The organism is Mycobacterium sp. FW102-FHT13B02, from assembly GCF_058790275.1.
Map to the genome: position 1 here is coordinate 79,505 of NZ_JBYTCM010000015.1, position 17,108 is coordinate 96,612.

Annotated in this window: 15 protein-coding genes; 10 read left to right on the top strand and 5 right to left on the bottom strand. The window is 67.0% G+C overall.

Annotated elements, in window-relative coordinates; genetic code table 11:
- The first annotated feature begins 86 nt into the window (after positions 1-86).
- Entirely contained in the window at positions 87-2,687 is a 2,601-nt protein-coding gene (gene pepN / locus AC3WTE_RS22545) for an aminopeptidase N (RefSeq protein WP_492441064.1), read from the top strand.
- 35 nt (positions 2,688-2,722) lie between these two features.
- Here the strand turns inward: pepN and AC3WTE_RS22550 are convergent, their stop codons facing one another.
- Positions 2,723-4,345 carry a GMC oxidoreductase gene (locus AC3WTE_RS22550; protein ID WP_492441066.1) on the bottom strand — a complete coding sequence of 541 codons (1,623 nt, stop codon included), beginning with the start codon at positions 4,343-4,345 and terminating at the stop codon, positions 2,723-2,725.
- Between the two features lie 457 nt (positions 4,346-4,802).
- On the opposite strand from AC3WTE_RS22550, the gene AC3WTE_RS22555 reads away from it, so the two are divergent.
- Positions 4,803-6,068 (top strand): alkane 1-monooxygenase, encoded by a 1,266-nt coding sequence (locus tag AC3WTE_RS22555; protein ID WP_492441067.1) that lies wholly within the window; start codon positions 4,803-4,805, stop codon positions 6,066-6,068.
- A gap of 124 nt (positions 6,069-6,192) precedes the next feature.
- Here AC3WTE_RS22555 and AC3WTE_RS22560 read toward each other — a convergent pair whose 3' ends face one another.
- The 3 genes from AC3WTE_RS22560 to AC3WTE_RS22570 form a co-directional block, all read right to left on the bottom strand.
- On the bottom strand, positions 6,193-6,669 hold the full coding sequence (locus AC3WTE_RS22560) for a DUF5130 domain-containing protein (protein WP_492441069.1): 477 nt from the start codon (positions 6,667-6,669) through the stop codon (positions 6,193-6,195).
- On the bottom strand, positions 6,656-6,886 hold the full coding sequence (gene ctaJ / locus AC3WTE_RS22565; protein WP_459369034.1) for an aa3-type cytochrome oxidase subunit CtaJ: 231 nt from the start codon (positions 6,884-6,886) through the stop codon (positions 6,656-6,658). The genes AC3WTE_RS22560 and ctaJ overlap by 14 nt, the downstream gene beginning before the upstream one ends.
- 63 nt (positions 6,887-6,949) lie before the next feature.
- Entirely contained in the window at positions 6,950-7,597 is a 648-nt protein-coding gene (locus tag AC3WTE_RS22570; protein WP_492441071.1) for an HNH endonuclease, read from the bottom strand.
- A gap of 132 nt (positions 7,598-7,729) precedes the next feature.
- Between AC3WTE_RS22570 and AC3WTE_RS22575 the strand changes: the two genes are divergently transcribed.
- The 8 genes from AC3WTE_RS22575 to AC3WTE_RS22610 all read left to right on the top strand — a co-directional run bounded on the left by AC3WTE_RS22575 (position 7,730) and on the right by AC3WTE_RS22610 (position 16,201).
- Positions 7,730-8,134, top strand: coding sequence for a globin (locus tag AC3WTE_RS22575; protein WP_492441073.1), 405 nt, complete (start codon positions 7,730-7,732; stop codon positions 8,132-8,134).
- Positions 8,134-9,714, top strand: a complete 1,581-nt coding sequence (locus AC3WTE_RS22580; RefSeq protein ID WP_492441075.1) for a glycoside hydrolase family 13 protein — start codon at positions 8,134-8,136, stop codon at positions 9,712-9,714. The genes AC3WTE_RS22575 and AC3WTE_RS22580 overlap by 1 nt, the downstream gene beginning before the upstream one ends.
- Positions 9,715-9,717: 3 nt before the next feature.
- Entirely contained in the window at positions 9,718-10,425 is a 708-nt protein-coding gene (locus AC3WTE_RS22585; RefSeq protein ID WP_492441077.1) for a TetR/AcrR family transcriptional regulator, read from the top strand.
- 292 nt (positions 10,426-10,717) lie between these two features.
- On the top strand, positions 10,718-11,599 hold the full coding sequence (locus AC3WTE_RS22590) for a metal-dependent hydrolase (RefSeq protein WP_492441078.1): 882 nt from the start codon (positions 10,718-10,720) through the stop codon (positions 11,597-11,599).
- Positions 11,600-11,612: 13 nt separating this feature from the next.
- Positions 11,613-13,190 carry a flavin-containing monooxygenase gene (locus AC3WTE_RS22595; RefSeq protein ID WP_492441080.1) on the top strand — a complete coding sequence of 526 codons (1,578 nt, stop codon included), beginning with the start codon at positions 11,613-11,615 and terminating at the stop codon, positions 13,188-13,190.
- Positions 13,187-14,110, top strand: a complete 924-nt coding sequence (locus AC3WTE_RS22600; protein ID WP_492441081.1) for an SDR family NAD(P)-dependent oxidoreductase — start codon at positions 13,187-13,189, stop codon at positions 14,108-14,110. Before AC3WTE_RS22595 ends, AC3WTE_RS22600 begins: the two co-directional genes overlap by 4 nt.
- Before the next feature lie 33 nt (positions 14,111-14,143).
- Positions 14,144-14,809 carry a cyclase family protein gene (locus tag AC3WTE_RS22605; protein ID WP_492441082.1) on the top strand — a complete coding sequence of 222 codons (666 nt, stop codon included), beginning with the start codon at positions 14,144-14,146 and terminating at the stop codon, positions 14,807-14,809.
- Between the two features lie 153 nt (positions 14,810-14,962).
- Positions 14,963-16,201 carry an HNH endonuclease gene (locus AC3WTE_RS22610; protein ID WP_492441084.1) on the top strand — a complete coding sequence of 413 codons (1,239 nt, stop codon included), beginning with the start codon at positions 14,963-14,965 and terminating at the stop codon, positions 16,199-16,201.
- A gap of 261 nt (positions 16,202-16,462) precedes the next feature.
- On the opposite strand, the gene AC3WTE_RS22615 is transcribed toward AC3WTE_RS22610, so the two are convergent.
- Positions 16,463-17,098 (bottom strand): DUF8010 domain-containing protein, encoded by a 636-nt coding sequence (locus tag AC3WTE_RS22615; RefSeq protein WP_492441085.1) that lies wholly within the window; start codon positions 17,096-17,098, stop codon positions 16,463-16,465.
- Between the last annotated feature and the right edge of the window lie 10 nt (positions 17,099-17,108).

A 17,108-nucleotide genomic window follows, 5' to 3' on the forward strand; every position in this document is an offset into this window, starting at 1 on the left:
TCGGTACAGAACCCTGTTGTCGACAACTATGCCCGGCGTCCCTATGTTCCCGGTCACGGCCACCGGTTGTCCCTTAAGTTGGTGACGTGGCACTTCCGAATCTGACCCGCGACCAGGCCGCCGAGCGCGCGGCGCTGGTGACCGTCGACAACTACCGCATCGATCTGGACCTCACCGACGGTGCCGGTGCGCCGGGCGAGCGCACCTTCCGATCGGTGACGACGGTGACGTTCAGCGCCCTGCCCGGCGCCAACACCGTCATCGACATCGCCGCCGACTCCATCCGCAGCGCCACGCTCAACGGGCTGCCGGTCGACGTGTCGGCCTACGACGAATCGACCGGCGTGCTGTTGACCGGGCTGGCCGAGCAGAACGTCGCCGTGATCGACGCCGACTGCCGCTACTCCAACACCGGTGAGGGCCTGCACCGCTTCGTCGACCCGGTCGACGGCGAGGTCTACCTCTACTCGCAGTTCGAGACCGCTGACGCCAAGCGCATGTTCGCCTGCTTCGACCAGCCGGACCTCAAGGCCACGTTCGACGTGACGGTGACCGCACCCGCGCACTGGCAGGTGATCTCGAACGGTGCCGGTACGTCGGCCGGAGCCGCCCCGGCGGCGGCATCAGATACGGGGACGGTTCATCGATTCGCCACCACCCCGAAGATGAGCACCTACCTCGCCGCGCTGATCGCCGGGCCCTACGCCCGGTGGGACGACGTCTACAGCGACGAGCACGGCGACATTCCGCTGGGCATCTTCTGCCGCGCCTCGCTGGCCGAGTTCATGGACGCCGACCGGCTCTTCACCGAGACCAAGCAGGGATTCTCCTTCTACCACAAGAACTTCGGCACGCCGTACGCGTTCGGCAAGTACGACCAGCTGTTCGTGCCGGAGTTCAACGCCGGCGCCATGGAGAACGCCGGCGCGGTGACGTTCCTGGAGGATTACGTCTTCCGGTCCAAGGTCACGCGCTACTCGTACGAGCGCCGCGCCGAGACCGTGCTGCACGAGATGGCTCACATGTGGTTCGGCGACCTGGTCACCATGCGCTGGTGGGATGACCTGTGGCTCAACGAATCCTTCGCCACGTTCGCATCGGTGCTGTGCCAGGCCGAGGCCACCGAGTACAAACAGGCCTGGACCACCTTCGCCAATGTCGAGAAGTCCTGGGCGTACCGGCAGGACCAGCTGCCGTCCACCCACCCGGTCGCCGCCGACATCCCCGACCTGGCCGCTGTCGAAGTCAACTTCGACGGCATCACCTACGCCAAGGGCGCCAGTGTGCTCAAGCAGTTGGTGGCTTACGTCGGACTGGAACCGTTCCTCTCGGGCCTGCGCGACTACTTCCGCGACCACGCCTACGACAACGCCACTTTTGCCGATCTGCTTGGTGCGCTGGAGAAGTCCTCGGGCCGCGATCTGTCGGACTGGGGCCAGCAGTGGCTCAAGACCACGGGGCTCAACACGCTGCGGGCCGATTTCGACGTCGACGGTGACGGTGCGTTCACCCGGTTTGCCATCACCCAAAGCGGTGCGGCGCCCGGTGCGGGCGAGACACGCGTACACCGGCTTGCCGTCGGCCTGTACGACGACGACGGCTCGGGCAAGCTGGTCCGCGTCCACCGCGAGGAGCTGGACGTCGCAGGTCCGGTGACGGATGTTCCTGCCCTGGTTGGGCTTTCCCGCAGCAAGCTGATCCTGGTGAACGACGACGACCTGACCTACTGCTCGATGCGGCTCGATCCCGCGTCGCTGCAGACGGTGCTGAGCCGCATCGCCGACATCGAGGACCCGCTCCCCCGCACCCTGGCCTGGTCGGCAGCGTGGGAGATGACCCGCGAGGCCGAGATGAAGGCTCGCGAGTTCGTCGCACTGGTGATGAGCGGGCTGCACGCCGAGACCGAGGTGGGCGTCGCCCAGCGGCTGGTGCTGCAGGCACAGACCGCGCTGACCTCCTATGCCGACCCGGTGTGGGCAGCCGAAATCGGTTGGGCCGCTTTCGGTGACGCGCTGCTGGACCTGGCGCGGGACGCGTCGCCGGGATCGGACCACCAGCTGGCGTACGTCAACGCGCTGTGCACGTCGGTGCTGGCACCGAACCACATCGCGGTGCTGTCGACGCTGCTGGACAACGAGCCCGCCGCGGTGAACATGCCAGGGCTGGTCATCGACACCGATCTGCGCTGGCGCATCGTGACCGCATTGGCCCGCGCCGGCGTGATCGACGCCGACGGCGCGGCGACGCCGTTCATCGACGCCGAGGCCCAGCAGGATCCGACGGCGGCTGGTCAGCGCAATGCCGCTGCCGCAGTTGCCGCGCGCCCGCAGGTGGCGGTGAAAGAGGCTGCGTGGCAACGGGTCATCGAGGACGACACGCTGGCGAACATCACCACGCGCGCGATCGTCGGCGGTCTGGTCCAGCCCGGACAGCACGAGCTGCTGGCCCCGTTCCGGGATCAGTACTTCGCGGCGATCTCCGGAGTGTGGGAGCGGCGTTCCAGCGAGGTGGCCCAGACGGTGGTCATCGGCCTGTACCCGGGATGGGACATCAGCCAGGCCGGCCTCGATGCGGCCGACCGGTTCCTCTCCGATCCGCAGGTCCCACCCGCCCTGCGCCGCCTGGTACTGGAAGGCCGTGCGGGAGTGGAACGTTCGCTGCGCGCGCGGGCCTTCGACATCAGCTGACGCGACTGCACGAGCCGCACCTGGCCGATTCCGGGCTAGGTGCGGCCCTGCAGGATGCCTTCGATGTTGCGCTCGGCAAGCGCGGTGATGGTCATGTAGGGATTGCACCCGAGGTGGCCGGGCATCAGCGACGCATCGTTGACGAACAGGTTGCGGTGGCCGTTCACCCGCCCGAAGGCGTCGGTGGCCTTGCCTCGCACACATCCGCCCAGCGGGTGAACGGTGTTGGGCGCGAACACCTTTCCACTGAACAGGTCATTGCGGTAGTCGACCTTGTTGGCCCGCAGGATCTTGTCGAACACCCGCCTCGCCCTGGCCTCGTTGTTCGCCGCGAAGGCGTCGGTCCATTGGATGGTCGCGGTGTCGGACTGGCGGTCATAGGTGATGTCGGCCCGGTCGCCCGTGTCGACCATGACGTAGTAGCCCAGCAGATAGGTTTCGACGGGCAGTGGCATGGAGAACATGCTGGCGTACACCGGGTTGTCCGGGTCGTCGCGACCGTCGATGTTGATCATGCCCATGAGAGATTGCGTGGTGCCGGCCGGATCACTCTTGGCCAGGTTGTGTCCGACCATCAGGTCACCGTTGTTGCCGTAGCCCTTGCCGATCTGATCGTTCAGATGGGCCAGGCCACCGGTCTCCCGCGCCTTCAGCAGCAGCTTGGTGGTGCCGAGCACGCCGGCCGCCAGATACAGCTGGTCACAACCGAATTCGGTCTTGGACAGTTCCTTGCCCCAGCGATCGATCTCGCGGGTGGACACCACGAACTCGCCGGAGCGTTCCTGGTGGATCGAGGTCACCTCGGTCAGTGGGCGCAGCGTGACGTGGCCGGTCTTGAGCGCTTCGGCGATGTAGGTCTGGTCGACGCTGCCGAACCGGCCGTAGTTGTTGCCGAACTGCTGCTCGAACGCCAGCGAGGACTGCGGCACCTGGCCGGCGGCCTCCTTGACCAGGTAATCGAAGGAGTAGGAGCTGCCGTTGTAGTCGACCTTGTAGCCGGCTGCTGCCGCGTACTTGCGGCCGACCCGGGCGTACTGGAAGCACGGCGTCTGCTCGAACCAGGGCGTGTCGCGGTAGCTGATCTTCAGCGCGGTCTTGGCGCGCTCGACATAGGTGTTCAGAAACTCGTCGGTGCCGATGTCGGGGAACGCCGTGGCGAGCTGCCCCTGCGTCGGGATGGCGGCAATGCCCGCGTTGATCATCGAGCCGCCACCGACCGCCAGGCCCCGGAAGACGTCGTGGGCGCCGTGCGTCACCTTCTGGCAGATGCCGGCCTGGATCGGCTGGGGCGACGGCGCGTGCTCCGCCACCTGCTCGACGGTGAAGCCGCCGAAAGAGGTGACCAGACTCGGCGGCACCTTCGTGAACCAGCCGGCGCGGGTGTCGGCGGGCAGCATCTTGGAGAACCGCTTGCCGTCGTCATCGGGCTTGTCCCACAGCCTGCCCTGTTCGATGACCAAGGTCTCGACGCCGGCCTGCCCCAGCCGCAGCGCCGAGACGCCACCGCCGTACCCGCTGCCGATCACGATGGCCGAGAAGTGCTTCCGGGCTTCGGTCCGGTCGCGCGATCTTTCGACGAGGACCCCGACGCCGGCCGCGCCGGCGACGCCCACCACCGCCGCACCGCCGAGAAATTGCCGCCGGCTGAGCGGGCTCATCGGCTACCCGCCGCGGGGAGACACGTGTCGGCTGCACAGGCCGAGCTCCGGCGCCGGATGTATCCATGCCGGCCCTGCAACACTGCCAAGATCGTCCTTCCGCCTTACCCTCCAGCTAACCCGTAGCGGACCAGTGTGAGGGTCCCGAATAACGGATTCATCACAAAAATTACACGATGCTGCGGGGTTTCCGCCGCTGCGCGAGATCCGGCTGTCAGCGCGTCGCCGGACCCGTGCGACCCGCGGTATGTCGTACGTCACCCATATGCATGTATAGCAATCTACCTGCAATTTTATAGTCGTCGACGCCGAATGGACGACGGGTGCCTCGCCCCGGGGACACCGGCTGGCCGATTGACCGGAATACCCCCGCATGCGGACCGTTCAAACAATTTGCCGGATAACGCTGAGAAAACGGACAGGAACTGGCTCTGGCTACCGTCCCGTATTTGCGCAAATGGCCGAATGCGGGTACGAATACGGGGTGTTGTCGGCATTGCGCGCGGGTCAAGAGGCGTCGCAGCCTCACGCGCCTGCACGCGGCACGACTGGCACAGCCGCTGCGCCCAAGTCCAAATGGCTCGACGCCAAGCGCTACGTGTGGCTACTCGGCCCCATCACTCCCGGAATGGTCGCCCTGTCCTGGTTGCTCGTGTGGCTCACCGGCGTCGACGCATTCTGGTGGACCGGCTCGGTTCTCACGTTCGGGCTCGTGCCGCTGCTCGACCACATCGTCGGACCCGAGGCCGAGCAGGCGCCCGGTGACTTGCGCCGCCTGGAAGACGACCCCTTCTACCGGCTCGCCACCCACCTGTTTCTGCCGGCGCAGTACCTGTCGCTGATCTTCGCGTGCTGGCTGTGGGCCGGCGGCGGCTGGGTGACCATGTCGCTCGCCGACAAGCTGGGCCTCATGGCCGCGGTCGGGACGGTCGGCGGCATCGCGATCAACGCTGCGCATGAGCTCGGCCACAAGCGCGGCATGTCCGAACGCCGGCTCAGCAAGATCGCGTTGGCCCAGACCTGCTACGGGCACTTCTTCGTCGAGCACAACCGCGGTCACCACGTGCGGGTGGCGACCCCGGAGGATCCGGCCAGCTCGCGACTGGGCGAGAGCCTGTACGCCTTCATCGGCCGGTCGGTCGTCGGCAGCCTGCGGTCGGCCTGGCGGCTCGAGTGCGACCGGCTCGCCCGCGTGCGCAAGTCCAAGTGGTCGCTGCACAACGAGGTACTCAACGCCTGGCTGCTGAGTGTCGCCCTGTTCATCGTCCTGGTGGCCTGGTTCGGCGTCACGGTTCTGCCGTGGCTGTTCGGCCAGGCCGTGATCGGCATCTTCCTGCTGGAGACCGTCAACTACCTCGAGCACTACGGCCTGCGGCGGCAGAAGCTCCCGGGCGGCCGTTATGAACGGGTGCGCGCCAGTCACAGCTGGAACAGCAACACCGTGATCGCCAACGTCTTCCTGTTCCACCTGCAGCGGCACTCCGATCACCACGCCAACCCCATGCGCCGGTACCAGGCGCTGTGCCATGCCGATGAGGCTCCGCAGCTGCCCGGCGGCTACGGGACCATGCTGCTGCTGGCCATCTGCCCGCCGCTCTGGCGCCGGGTGATGGACCCGCGCGTGCTGGCGCATTACGGCGGCGACATCAGCCTGACCGCCCTGCAGCCAGGTTATGAAGCTCGCCTGCGCAAGCGCTACCCCGCTCTTTCTCTTTCCCGCTGATCCTGCCCCTTATCGTGGATCGGCGGCAGTGGACCGTATCCCTCATCAGTCAGCGGTGACCTAGCCCCGGACAGCACTCTGCCGGGTGCGAACAATCGGTTCGCACCCGGCAGAGTGAAGAAAATCAGGCTGGCGAGACGCCGGCGCTCAGCACGCGAACCGCGCTGATGAGCCCGTCCATCAGGTTGCCCTGCTTGAACGACGCGGCCGCCGCGGAGACGCCCAGCGGAGCAGCCTCTTCGATGCCGCGGCCGCGGACCTCGGAGCCGTAGACGACCTCGATGGCCTTCTGATCCGGCGAGACGGCCAGCAGCACCGCATTGTTCGGCGTCGGCACCGTGGCCAGTACCTCGCGGGCCGTGGCGGCGGTGTCCGCACCCAGGTCGCCGATGTAGACGGCGAAACGGGCGCCGGCGGCGCGCGAACCGTACTTCAGGGCGTCGTCAAGGAACACCAGGTCCTTGACCGGGAACGGGTAGTGCACCGACAGCTCACCGGGCTCGGTGACGCCGGAGACGCGGCCGCTGTACGTGACGGCGTAGCCGTACGGCAGGTTGGCCGGATCGATGTTTGCGACCTCGGTCTGGCTACCACTTGCCACTTGCGCCACCTCCCACAGTCAGGTGCGAGTCATGGCCGCCGTGGCCGTGATCCGCCGGTTCCTCGGCCGCCCACAGGATCGGCGCGTGGGTCCACTTGTCGGTCATCTTGTAGGTGTCCGGATGCGGGCTCTTGCGCAGCAAGAACAGCGCGCCAAGCACCAGCAGCAGTACCAGCGGCACCCCGCCGAGCAGCGAATGAGTAAGTGCAATGCTCACGGGCAAACCGTATCAGCACCGACCGCGCCCGTGCGGGCGAGAGGGGCAATCCGGTGTCCGGTGTCAGGCGGCGCCTTCACCGAGATACCGCACCCACGCCGGATCGAGTTCCTTGACCACAGACAGCAGGCGCCAATGCTGCCCCTTGGGCGGCAACGGCACCACGTGCAATGACCAGCCCAGCTCCGAGAGCAGCCGGTCGGCCTTGCGGTGATTACACGGGCCACACGCCGCGACACAGTTCTCCCAGGAGTGCTCGCCACCGCGGCTGCGGGGTACGACATGGTCGACGGTGTCGGCCTTCCCGCCGCAATACGCGCACCGGAACCGGTCCCGGTGCATCAGCGCGGCCCGCGTCATAGGAATGCGGGCCCGGTAAGGGACCCGCACAAAGTTGCGCAGCCGGATGACGGACGGCACACGGACCGCGCGCGTCGCCGAGTGTATGAGCGGACCGGTCGGATCGTCGTGCACCACGTCGGCTTTGCCGCACAGCACCATGATCACCGCCCGGCGCATGGGCAGGGCCGTCAGCGGTTCGTAGGTCGAATTGAGCAGCAGGACGCGGCGACGGCCCCAGAGCGAACCGGCATTGGGACCCGACTCGACTGCATGCAGGGGTGATGACAGCGCTGGGCCCGAAACGGGCCCAAGCGAGCCTGCCGCGGCGCCATGAAGTCTGTGGCCGCGGACCTTCCTCCGTTGCGACATACGTCCTCCGTATTGACAGTCCACCACGGATCGGCGGAGATCGCACGAGAATTCCGGCGTGTTAGCTGGACCATCGGGTGAACTTCGGGTGACGACTCCCGCGGGGAACGCGCCATCGCGCCCTCGTGGACAATGGCGACCGTGACAGAGGCGCAACGGTCGTTCTACGACGAAATCGGTGGAGCGGAGACCTTCGGGCTCCTGGTGTCGCGGTTCTACAAACTGGTCCGCGATGACGAAATCCTGCGCCCGCTGTATCCGGAGGACGATCTCGACGGCGCCGAACACCGACTGCGGATGTTCCTCGAGCAGTATTGGGGCGGTCCGCGCACCTATGGCGAAGAACGGGGGCATCCCCGGCTGCGGATGCGGCACGCGCCGTTCCGGATCGGTTTCCTGGAACGGGACGCCTGGCTGCGGTGCATGCACAGCGCGCTCGCCTCGATCGGCGCCGACACCATCGACGACGCCCACCGGCAGGCACTGCTGGACTATTTCGACATGGCCGCCCAACACATGGTCAACTCGGCGTTCTGATGACGGACCCGCGGTGGTGGGCACGCGCGGTCTTCTATCAGCTCTACCCGCGCTCGTTCGCCGACAGTGACGGGGACGGCGTCGGTGACCTCGACGGCGTGACGGCGCATCTGGACTACCTGCGCGTGCTCGGCGTCGACGCATTGTGGCTCAACCCGGTCATGGTCTCCCCCATGGTCGATCACGGGTACGACGTCGCCGACCCGCGTGACGTCGATCCTCTGTTCGGCGGGATGGCCGCGCTCGAGCGGTTGATCACCGCCGCCCGCGCCGCGGACATCAAGATCACCATGGACCTGGTTCCGAACCACACCAGCGCGGCGCATCCGTGGTTCCGGGCCGCCCTGGCCGCGGGCCCCGACAGCCCCGAACGGTCCCGCTACCTCTTCCGGGACGGCCGCGGGCCGGGCGGCGCCCGGCCGCCGAACAATTGGACGTCGGTCTTCGGCGGCCCGGCTTGGACTCGCGTCACCGCGCCCGACGGCCGGCCCGGCCAGTGGTACCTGCACCTGTTCGATGCCGCACAGCCGGATTTGAACTGGGACAACCCGGAGGTCGCCGCGGATCTGGAACGGACGCTGCGGTTCTGGCTGGACCGCGGGGTCGCCGGATTCCGGATCGACGTCGCGCACGGGATGGCGAAACCGGCCGACCTACCGGACATGGCCGAGCCCGCCGTGGAATCCGACACCGCCATGCTGACGTCCGAGGCAGACGATCCGCGCTTCAACAACGATGGCGTGCACGACATTCACCGCGGCATCCGGACGGTGCTCGACGACTATCCCGACGCGGCCACCGTCGGCGAGGTGTGGGTGTTCGACAACGCCGATTTCGCCAAGTACCTGCGTCCCGACGAACTGCACCTGGGCTTCAACTTCCGTTTGGTACGAGCCGATTTCACCGCCGCCGCGGTTCATGAAGCAATCGAGAACTCCCTGGCCGCCGCAGAGTTGGCCGATTCCCCGCCCACGTGGACGCTGTCCAACCACGACGTCGAACGCGAAGTGACCCGTTACGGCGATGGCGCCCAGGGGCTTTCGCGGGCCCGGGCGATGGCGCTGGTAATGCTGGCGCTGCCCGGAGCGGTGTTCGTCTACAACGGCGAGGAACTCGGACTGCCCAACGTCGACCTGCCCGACGAAGTTTTGCAGGACCCGGTCTGGGAGCGTTCCGGCCACGCCGAGCGCGGCCGCGATGGCTGCCGGGTGCCGCTCCCCTGGTCGGGCGACACCGCGCCCTACGGGTTCTCTGCAACCTCGGACACCTGGCTGCCGATGCCCGACGACTGGGGACCGTTGACGGTTGCCGCGCAGTCCGTGGACCCGGATTCGACGTTGACACTGTTCCGGCAGGCAATCGAATTGCGCCGGGCGCGACCAGCTTTGGGCCGTTGTGTGCGGTGGTTACCGACTGCGGACGGTCTGCTGGCATTCCAGTGCGAGGACGGGTTGGCATGTCTGCTGAATACCGGGAGCAATCCGGTCGACGTCCCTGCCGGCCGGGTTCTGCTCGCCAGTGGGCCACTACCGGACCGGCGAATGCCACCCGACACGGCACTCTGGCTGGCCTACGATTAGCCCATGCCCGTGGACGCGACGCGCGTAGCGGTGCGGCTGTCCGCACCGACCGGTGACGCGCGGGCCGATCGCTGGCGCGCCCACCGGGCGACAGTACGGGCCGAGCTGATCGAGGCAACCCTGCGCGCCATCGACGAGTTCGGGCCGGATCTCTCGATCGACGACGTGGTAAAGACCGCGGGCGTGCCACGACCGAAGCTGTATCGCTTCTTCACCGACAAGGAGACGTTGTTCGCCGCCGTCGGTGAGCGCATGCAGGAGCTGATCGTCCAGCGCGTCATTCCGCGGTTCCACGTCACCGCGACGGCGCTGGAGCTCGTTCGTTCAGCTCTGGCCGGCTACATCGATCTGGTGGACGAGCGCCCCAACCTCTTTCGGTTCGTCGTCGGTTCGCATTTCAGCGACGACCACTCCCGCACCAAGCTACTCGAGAACGGCCGCAATCTGTCGAGCGCCATGACCGAAGTTCTCGCGGCCATGCTGCGCGCCCACGACGGCGATGCCGACCACCTGGAATACACGGCCGACGCGATCCTCGGTGCCGTTGCCCTTGGCGTGCTGCGGTGGCTCAACGAGCCGACGATCAGCAAAGACGAACTCATCGCGCAACTGGCCCCGGCGATCTGGGGCGCGGTGTCGGCGGCAGCCGCTGCTCGCGGCGTCGTCATCGCGCCCGACGAGCAGATGGCACTGTTCGGCACCACTGGCTGAGCCGGCTCGGGTCGGTCGCGACCTGGCGCCCAGACGGTTCAGAAAACGTCATTATCCAAAACCCTTGCGCTCGGCCGCACGTCGTCGTAACGTGCGAACTACTAGAACTCGCGGTACTAGTTACTGATTGTTCGGGGAAAGGCGGGCGGCATGGCCGTACGCGGTGAGCAACACACCACGATGGCGCCGGAGCGGAACACCCCGGCCGCGATATCCCCGGACCCGGAGAACCCGCTTCCGCTTCAACGAGGAGACCGGCCGGAAATGGCCGGCACCACGGAAGGAATCGATCATGAGTGCTGATCCGATCACCGCGTACGCGGCCGCGTTTCCCAAGGTCCGCCGGATGCGGTTCCGATTCGGCGAACCCGAACCCCTGCACCGCCATTTCGTCGAGGGCGACATCGTGTTCAGTCACCTGGTGGCCGTGTTGTCCGGCTCCTTCCCACCGGGAGAGGAGTCGTTCATCCGTTCCGTTCGCCGCTTCTCCGACCAGATCACCGACCCCGTGCTCAAGAAGCGCGTCGCGGGGTTCATCGGGCAGGAGTCCGTGCACGGACAGCAACACCGCAAGTTGAACACGCAGCTCGCGGACATGGGCTATCCCCTGGTGCGGTTCTTGTTGTTCGCTCCGACCAGCGTGCGGCAGAAGGTGGTGCTGCGCATCGAGAAGCTGATCCCGGCCAAGGTGCATCTGGCGATGACATCCGCCGCGGAACACTACACCGCCGTCCTGGGCGCGCGGGTGCTCTCCAACGACGAAATCCAGGCAATCCCAGGCGATCCCGAGGTCTGGCGCCTGCTGAACTGGCACGCCATGGAGGAGCTGGAGCACAAGTCCGTGGCCTTCGACGTCTACCGGTCGGTGGGCGGTTCTGAGCGCACCCGCATCGCAGTCATGTGGTTCATGTATTTCCTGACCATCCCGGTTGTCACCGCCGCGGTGGCGTTGTCGATCCTGCTGGATCCGACGGCATGGCCGCGACCGATCACGGTCCTGCGCCAGACGTACGGAGTGTTCCGCGGGCCGCTGGTGCGCGGCATTCTCGGGGAGATTCACGAGTATCTGCGGCCCGGCTTCCACCCCGACGACGTGCCCACCGGTGAGATTCTCGAACGCTGGCAGCACGACTTGTTCGGTGCCGGTGGCGAACTCGTCGGCTACGTGAGATAGCCCGGCGCCGGACATGACCGCCAGCACTCAGTACGCGCCGCCGCCGACGGCCGAGCGACGGGAACCAGATCACGAAGTCGTGATCGTCGGTGCCGGTTTCGGCGGCATCGGCGCCGGCATTGCCCTTCAGCGCAAGGGCATTCACGATTTCGTCGTCATCGACAAGTGGGACCACGTCGGCGGCACCTGGCACGCGAACACCTATCCCGGTGTCGCGGTGGATATCCCGTCCGTCATCTACAGCTTCTCCTATGAGCAGCGCGGCGGGTGGTCCCGAGTGTTCGCTCCCGGCACCGAGTTGCGCGACTACGCCGACGACATGGTGGACAAGTACGGCCTGCGCGACAAGTTGCGGCTGGGCTCGTCCGTCACCGGAGCGACGTTCGACGAACAGAACTGCATGTGGCGGTTGCGGATCGACGGCGGCGCCGAGATCACCGGCCGCCATGTGGTGATGGCGGTCGGTGGACTGGAACGGCCGAAGTTGCCCGACATCCCCGGCCTGCAGGAATTCAGTGGCGTGCTCATGCACACCGCCCTGTGGGACCACGACGTCGCACTGGCCGGCAAGCGGGTGGCCGTGATCGGAACGGGCGCGACGTCGCTGCAACTGGTGCCGGCGATCGTCGACGAGGTCGCGCATCTCACCGTCTTTCAGCGCACGCCGATCTGGGTTTTTCCCAAGCCTGACAGTGAGGTTCACGGTATCGCCCGCGCCGTGCTGGAGTTCGGCAAATTTCGGTCGGTGCTGCGCGCCGTCGGGACCGTCGCGACCGAGGTCGGGATGGGCGGCATGCTCACCGGACCGAGCTGGATGGTCGAGGCGACGCGCAAGCTCGCGGAGGCTCCGGTGCGGGCCTGGATGCGCAGTCAGATCACCGACCCGGCGACCCGGGAGAAACTGATCCCCCGCTACGGCCTGGGCTGCAAACGACCGTCAATGTCGAACGACTACCTGAAGACCTTCAATCGCAGCGACGTCAGCTTGGTCACCGATTCCATCGAGCGCATCACCGGGCGCGGCGTGGTGACCGCCGACGGCGTCGAGCACGAGGTCGACATCCTCATCTGCGCCACCGGATTCAAACTGTGGGAACGGGATTCGGTACCGCCCTTCCCGGTCGTCGGCCGCGGCGGACTGGACGCCGCGGAGTTCTGGGCGGTCAATCGATTTCAGGCCTACCAGGGCGTCTCGGTACCCGGCTTCCCGAACATGTTCATGATCACCGGCCCCTACGGATTCGTGCTCGGGTCGTATCTATGGATGATCGAGGCCACCGCGGCACACCTGAGTCGCGCGATCGCCGAAGCCAAGCGGCGCGGCGCCCGTGAGGTGGAGATCCGCCGGGAAGTTCACGACGCCTACTTCCAGCACTGTCTGCGGCGCCAGGAACGCAACGTCCTGTTCACACCGACGTGTGCGGGGTCCAACACGTATTACATCGACTACCACGGCGATTCACCGTTCCGGCCGACGACGCACGGTGAGATGTACTGGCAGAACCGCCATTACAACCTCGACGTCTACCGGTATGGGACCGGCGCGGCCAACACCCACGAAGTAGCAGCCACGTCGAAGGAGGCCGAATGAAGATCAACAATCTCGAACCGCAGCTCGTGGTGGTCACAGGCGCCGGAAGCGGTATCGGGCGTGCCACCGCAATCCGCTTCGCCAAACTCGGTGCGCACGTGGTGGTCTCCGACATCAACCTCGACCTGGCGAAGGCGACCGCGGCCATGATCAAAGGCGCCGGCCGCCGGGCGTCGGCCGCCCAGCTGGACGTCACCGACCCGGACGCGTGGGAGATATTCGCGCGCGACGTGCGTACCGAGCACGGCGTGCCCGACGTCGTGGTCAACAACGCCGGCATCCTCGTCAGCGGTCCGTTTCTCCAACTGTCCGCCGCGGATTGGCACAAGCAACTCAGCGTCAATCTCATGGGCGTGGTGCACGGCTGCCGGGTGTTCGGTGTGCAGATGGCCGAGCGTGGCCGAGGCGGTCATATCGTCAACATCGCTTCGGCAGCAGCGTTCACGCCGACGCCGGTCATGGCGCCGTACTCGGTGTCGAAGGCGGGAGTCAAGATGCTGAGCGAATGTCTGCGCCTGGAATTCAGGCAGTACGGCATCGGCGTCAGCGCAATCTGCCCCGGCGTCATCAACACACATATCGGCGACCGAGCCGTGACGGTCGGCGTGGACCCCGCCATCGTCGAGCAGGCCAAGCGCCTCACCAGACAACTTCAAGCGCTCGCGGACGTCCTGCCGTTCTCGCCGATGAGCCCGGACCTCGTGGCGCGAGCCGCGGTACGGGCGGTCAACTACGATCTCGCGGTGGTCCCGGTGCGGGCAGAGGCATGGCTCGGCTACGCCATGCACCGTCTCGCGCCGGGCATCAATCGACGTATGACACAACCCTTCTCGTTCGATCTGATCGAGAAGGTGGCCGGGCCGCTACTCGACCGAGTGATTCCATCGACCGCCGCCAAGGAGCCCGTCCCGTCTCGCTAAGGTTGGGCATCAGCCGCGCGGGAAAGGGTCTTCATGCTCGTCGATTTGTCGCACACAATTCGGGCCGGGATGGTGACCTATCCGGGGCTGCCCGCACCGTCGATCAGTGACCACCTCACTCGCGAGGCGTCCCGCGAGGTCTATGCCACCGGCACCGAGTTCGCGATCGGCGCGATCACGATGGTCGGCAACACGGGCACCTACATCGACTCGCCGTTTCACCGCTACGAGAACGGCGCGGACCTGGCGGGCCTCGACTTGAACACGCTGGTGGACCTGCCCGCGGTCGTCGTCCACCGTCGGGATGTCGCGGCGCGCAGCGTCGATGTCGCCGAGCTACCCGACGACATCGAGGCCGGCTGCGCGGTCCTGATCGACACCGGATGGGACCGGCATTTCGGTACCGAGGCCTACGGCGTCGACGCACCGTTCCTGTCCGAAGCTGCCACCGAACTGCTGGTGAGCCGCGGCGTGGCGCTCGTCGGTATCGACTCGGTCAACATCGATGACGCCAGTCCCGAGTCGGCGGGCCGGCGGCCCATCCATACTGCGCTGTTGGGCAACGGGATTCACGTCGTCGAGCACCTCACCAACCTGGCGGCACTGCCGGCCCGCGGTGCCCGGTTCACCGCCGTCCCGCCGCGCATCGAAGGTTTCGGCACGTTCCCGGTCCGGGCGTACGCGACCATTCCGGACTGACGGCGGTCTGGCCAGAGTAGGCGATCAGTCCCGCCGCCAGTCGGGACTGGAGGCCGGCCGCAAGCCGCGGAGTAACCCCTGCGCCACCTGTCCGGCCTCGCGCCAGAAGGGTCGCTTCCAAGCAGAGCTATCACCGAAGTCCTGATACATCACATGGGAATCGCGCAAGATCTCACCACCAGTCTCGACATTGCTCGAGGCGTGCGCCTTCCGGACGACATCACCGGAGACGACGCTCTTGAATCGATGCGGGTGCTGGTGACGCTGCGGAATGTGGTTGATCATCTGGCGGCGATGGTGACCGGGGTGCTGGATCGGTGTGCGGTGGCGGCTTCGCAGGGGCGGTTGCTGCGGGAGTTGTTGATGTCGTTGGGGTGCGCGCCGAGTGTGGCGGAGCGGATGGTCCGGGTCGGCGGTGCGCTGCCGCTTCTTCCGACGCTGGCCGCCCACGCCGCGGACGGTGCGATCTCGGGCGAGCATGCGGATGCGATCGTCAAGGGCATCAACCACATTCGGGCACGCTCGCCGGGTGATGTGGCCGAGGAGGCCCGGTTCGCGCAGGTGACCGACCTGCTGGGGCAGTTCTTCTCTGGGGCCACCCCGGCGGAGATCGGGGACCGGGCGCGGCGATTGGGCAACCGGGTCGCCGCGGCTGAGGGTGGGCTGCCGGCCGCGGAGGACCGGGCGATCAACACGGTCGATCACCGGGTGACCAGCGACGGGCGGTTGCAGGTGCGCGCGGATCTGGATGCCGAAGTCGGTGCGAAACTCGTCGCTGCGATGGAGCAGTGGTCGGCGCCGCGGCCTGAACCCGACGGCTCCGCTGATGTCCGTTCGGCGGGGCGGCGCCGGGCTGATGCCCTGGAGGCGGTGTTGGATATCGCCGCTCGCGGTGGGGATGTCGCGTCGGCGCCGCGCACCCAACTGCTGCTGACAGTGCCCGCCGACGCCCCGGACCTGGCCCAGCTGGAATTCATGGGATCAATCAGCATGGCGACGCTGGACCGAATCTGCTGCGACACCACCGTCACCACGGTGATCGTGGACGGCGAGCAGGTGCCGCTGGACATGGTGCGCGAGAAACGCCTGTTCCCGGCGCCTCTGCGCAAAGCGTTGTATCTGCGGGATCAGCGCTGCATCAAATGCGGCGCCCCGCCCGGGCGCACCCATGCGCACCACATCGTGCACTGGACGCACAACGGTGAAACCAGCCTGGGCAACGGCTGCCTGCTGTGCCCGGCGTGTCACGCCAACGTTCACCACGACGGCTGGGACGTGGTCATGGGCCTGGACAAACACCCCTGGCTCATCCCACCGGCGACCGTGGACCCCCACCGGAACCCGATCCCGGCCTATAACCGCCGCACCATGCGACTGGACGTGGCCGCATAGCTGCCCCACGCGCTATCTGAAACCTGCTGTGCACCTTGACAACTCAACAGTGTTCCCGGCCCTCGTGCTCGCGTGGCGGGTGGAGTTCACATCCGCCGCGCGAGCAGCCTCTCGGCGATCTACACGCAGTGAACGAACCTCACGTCTCGCGTTGGCCGCCACGAACCGCTTTGCCGGCCCAGCCCCCGCCGAGGTGCTGTGGGGCGCCTTTCGGCGTGAGCGACAACTCGGCGCACCGGTCCCCCGAAATTCGGCATGCTCCTAGGGCGACAACAGGATCGGACCGCCACGACGGCGGTACACCGAGCCGAAGCGGGCGTCGATGCGCAGCCACGTCGGATGTACCCGAACCCGGACCACCTCGTTCTCGGGCAGCGGATCAGGTACGAAACCCATGGCGGTCAAGGCAAATACGCAACGCATCGGGATACCCACCTCGACGTCACCGGCACTTACCGTGACGACGTCCTGGTCCAGTAGCGACGGCGGCGGGCCCTGTGCTCCACTGTGTTCGCGGGCCAGATCGGCACCCCGCTGCGAGAGCTCCATCATCGCGCGAGCCGGCACGTCGTCGAGATGGCTGAATCCGTTGTCCGGCGGCAGCGCACCACGCCACGCCGAGTCCATCGCGAACCCCGGATCGATGCGGCCCGGACCGGGCAGCTCACGGCTCAGGGCGTCAGCGCCGGCGCACAGGTCGGACGGCGTCAACCGGCCGCTCACCACGCGCGCGGCCAGCACCTCGAAACCCGTTGCCGCCCAGGCGACGACGACACCGTCACCGCGGGCCCGCAACCGCACCACCGCCGCTTCGTCAAGGCGCAGCACACGCTCGACGAAGGTGGCCAGGTTCTGGCCCTGGGCCGCGTCGGCGAGCCAGATTCCGCGTTCGGTCATTTGTGCACCC

Bases quoted from the DNA above. Each gene is read 5' to 3' on its own strand.
- AC3WTE_RS22610 (WP_492441084.1), top strand. From the start codon at position 14,963: ATGGGAATCGCGCAAGATCTCACCACCAGTCTCGACATTGCTCGAGGC.
- AC3WTE_RS22575 (WP_492441073.1), top strand. From the start codon at position 7,730: ATGGCGACCGTGACAGAGGCGCAACGGTCGTTCTACGACGAAATCGGT.
- AC3WTE_RS22580 (WP_492441075.1), top strand. From the start codon at position 8,134: ATGACGGACCCGCGGTGGTGGGCACGCGCGGTCTTCTATCAGCTCTAC.
- AC3WTE_RS22570 (WP_492441071.1), bottom strand. From the start codon at position 7,597: ATGTCGCAACGGAGGAAGGTCCGCGGCCACAGACTTCATGGCGCCGCG.
- AC3WTE_RS22595 (WP_492441080.1), top strand. From the start codon at position 11,613: ATGACCGCCAGCACTCAGTACGCGCCGCCGCCGACGGCCGAGCGACGG.
- AC3WTE_RS22590 (WP_492441078.1), top strand. From the start codon at position 10,718: ATGAGTGCTGATCCGATCACCGCGTACGCGGCCGCGTTTCCCAAGGTC.
- AC3WTE_RS22605 (WP_492441082.1), top strand. From the start codon at position 14,144: ATGCTCGTCGATTTGTCGCACACAATTCGGGCCGGGATGGTGACCTAT.
- AC3WTE_RS22600 (WP_492441081.1), top strand. From the start codon at position 13,187: ATGAAGATCAACAATCTCGAACCGCAGCTCGTGGTGGTCACAGGCGCC.
- AC3WTE_RS22615 (WP_492441085.1), bottom strand. From the start codon at position 17,098: ATGACCGAACGCGGAATCTGGCTCGCCGACGCGGCCCAGGGCCAGAAC.
- AC3WTE_RS22555 (WP_492441067.1), top strand. From the start codon at position 4,803: ATGGCCGAATGCGGGTACGAATACGGGGTGTTGTCGGCATTGCGCGCG.
- AC3WTE_RS22585 (WP_492441077.1), top strand. From the start codon at position 9,718: ATGCCCGTGGACGCGACGCGCGTAGCGGTGCGGCTGTCCGCACCGACC.
- AC3WTE_RS22550 (WP_492441066.1), bottom strand. From the start codon at position 4,345: ATGAGCCCGCTCAGCCGGCGGCAATTTCTCGGCGGTGCGGCGGTGGTG.